This window comes from Flavihumibacter stibioxidans (genome assembly GCF_014332695.1).
GTDB classification, from domain to species: Bacteria; Bacteroidota; Bacteroidia; order Chitinophagales; family Chitinophagaceae; genus Flavihumibacter; species Flavihumibacter stibioxidans.
Genome location: NZ_MBUA01000017.1, coordinates 1 through 2304, shown reverse-complemented (window position 1 = coordinate 2304; position 2304 = coordinate 1). Strand labels below are relative to the sequence as shown.

The following is a 2304-nucleotide window of genomic DNA, read 5'->3' as shown; positions in this document are numbered from 1 at the left end:
CGCTTCGATGTCTTCAAGTCGTTTAACGGTGTCTTTATCCTAGGTGGCGCGGTTTCCTTCTCCGAGTAAATAATCGACGGGCACATCAAAGACCTGGGCAATTTTAAAGGTCATCTCAACTGACCTCCTCCCATATTTAGGACGGATATAAACTTGTGTTTTTAGGAGACAATTCCTTTTCTATGTTCCAAACAAAGCAATACTCTCTACTTCTGCAAAATGCTTGTCCGTTGTAAAAAGCTGAAGATTGTATTGCTGTGCAATGGCTGCTATCCAGATATCATTTTCAGGTATGGGTTTCCCCTTTTTCATCAACGCCGCTTTTATACTACCATAAATATCCGCTGTCTTTGAGTCCGGCTGCAAAACAATACAGTTATTTATAAAAAGCTGCATCCGGTTGATATGCTTCACAGGTTCAGCAGACCTATACGCACCATAAAATAATTCCCCGATTACAGTCAATGGTACATACACTTCTGAGACAGCATCCAATTGTGCCGATACAACATTGTTTTCTCTAAACGTATGGATAATTACGCTGGTATCCGGCAGGCATTTACTTCCAGTCATCAGGATGAATTTGTTCGCAGCCTTCTTCTATTGTTTTTCCAATTCATCTGCTTCTTCCTTAGTCCACATGCCGGCAAATGAAGTGAAGCTCTTACGGCCAATAACATGCAATTTGCTTTTGGCTATCACCGTTTCCACCGCTGCCAGTACAGCATCATTTTCGATCTTTAATATCTCCTCTATGAGATGTAGTTTTTTCGCTTCACCAAACATAGCCAATTGTTTAATACTCAAATTTACTCGATTTTACCATTCTTCCGCCCCTTTCTGTAATACCCATCCCATGATCTCTCAATTCCCGCTGTAACTGTTCCCCACTTCTGCGCAAATTTACCCCTGCTAATGGCCATTTAAATATTGGGCGGTAACCGAAACATTTACCGACTCCAGCGCCGTAAAAGAATATCATTTCACCTTGTACTACTATGACCAGGCGGGCAACCTGGTGAAGACCGTATCTCCGGCTGGGGTTCAGCCCATTTATCGAAACTCCTGGCTTGATAGCACCCGGAATTTCAGGAAGCTCGGCAACCCCCTGCCAATGGTTCATAAGCTGGTAACTAGGTACAGCTATAACAGCCTCAACCAGGTGGTGCTTCAAAAAACACCCGATGCCGGCATGAGTAAATTCTGGTATGATCGCCTGGGCAGGCTGGCCATCAGCCAAAATGCCCAGCAGCTTACCCAGGGCAATGTCTATAGTTATACCCTGTATGATTCCCTCGGAAGGATTACGCAGGTAGGCCAGCTCACCGGTGGTTCGGTCATGACGGACCCTACCGCCAAAAGCACTACATCTCTCCAGAACTGGCTGAATGCCGCCGCCAACAACCGGAACCAGATAACGCAAACCGTGTATGACCAGGCCTATCCGGCCATTACGGATTCCCTGAACCAATCGAACCTGAGGAACAGGGTAAGTTATACCCAGGTCATCAACCAGGCATCGGATACCTATCCGGCCACGGCCACCTACTACAGCTACGATGTGCAGGGCAATGTGGATACCTTATTGCAGGATTTTGGCAGCCAATATGGCATCGGCAATGCCATGAACCGCGAGGGCAGCCGGTTTAAGAAGATTGTGTACGATTTTGACCTGGTCAGCGGCAAAGTCAACCAGGTGAGCTACCAGCCCGGCAAACCAGATGCCTACTACCATCGGTATAAATACGATGCAGAAAACCGCCTGACGGAGGTGTACAGCGGGCGGGACAGTATCATGTTATCCCTCTTTCCGGAGCGGGAGGCCTTGTACCAGTATTATGCCCATGGCCCCCTGGCCCGAACCACGCTTGGTAAGTTAAATGTACAGGGACTGGATTATATCTACACCCTGCAGGGCTGGCTCAAGGGCGTCAACCCGGCAATGGGCGGCAGCCTTACTAACGGCACGGATACCACAGAGCCCAGGCCCATCGCCCAGGATGTATTCGGCTTCAGCCTGCACTATTACAAAAACGATTACAAAGCGATCTGGTTTACTCCGCAGTCCAGCTCCGTACTGGGTGCACTGACCACGAATGCCAAACCATTATACAATGGAAACATTGCGGCCATGGCGGTTAATATTCCCCAACTGGGTAATACCAAGGTGTACAACTATAAGTACGACCAGTTGAACCGCCTGGTTTCACTGGATATGTACAATGGCCTGAACCCCTCCGCCGGCAGCTTCACCCCGGCCGGCACCACCGAATACCGGGAGCGGATCAGCTATGACCCCAATGG

At 48.5% G+C, this 2304-nt stretch carries 3 protein-coding genes; 1 reads left to right on the top strand and 2 read right to left on the bottom strand.

All coding sequences use genetic code 11. From position 1 onward, the window contains the following. Nucleotides 1–180: 180 nt before the first annotated feature. Both BC349_RS11365 and BC349_RS11360 read right to left on the bottom strand, forming a co-directional pair. Complete coding sequence (locus tag BC349_RS11365; RefSeq protein WP_187256005.1) at nt 181–573, bottom strand: type II toxin-antitoxin system VapC family toxin; 393 nt, start codon at nt 571–573, stop codon at nt 181–183. Between the two features lie 27 nt (nt 574–600). After that, complete coding sequence (locus BC349_RS11360) at nt 601–807, bottom strand: hypothetical protein (protein WP_187256004.1); 207 nt, start codon at nt 805–807, stop codon at nt 601–603. A 181-nt stretch (nt 808–988) separates the two neighbouring features. Here BC349_RS11360 and BC349_RS11355 point away from each other — a divergent pair. Further along, the coding region (locus BC349_RS11355) for a hypothetical protein (protein WP_187256893.1) at nt 989–2304 on the top strand (1316 nt) is incomplete at its 3' end.

Excerpts from the sequence above, each read along its gene's own strand:
- BC349_RS11365 (WP_187256005.1), bottom strand. The coding sequence starts at position 573 with ATGACTGGAAGTAAATGCCTGCCGGATACCAGCGTAATTATCCATACG.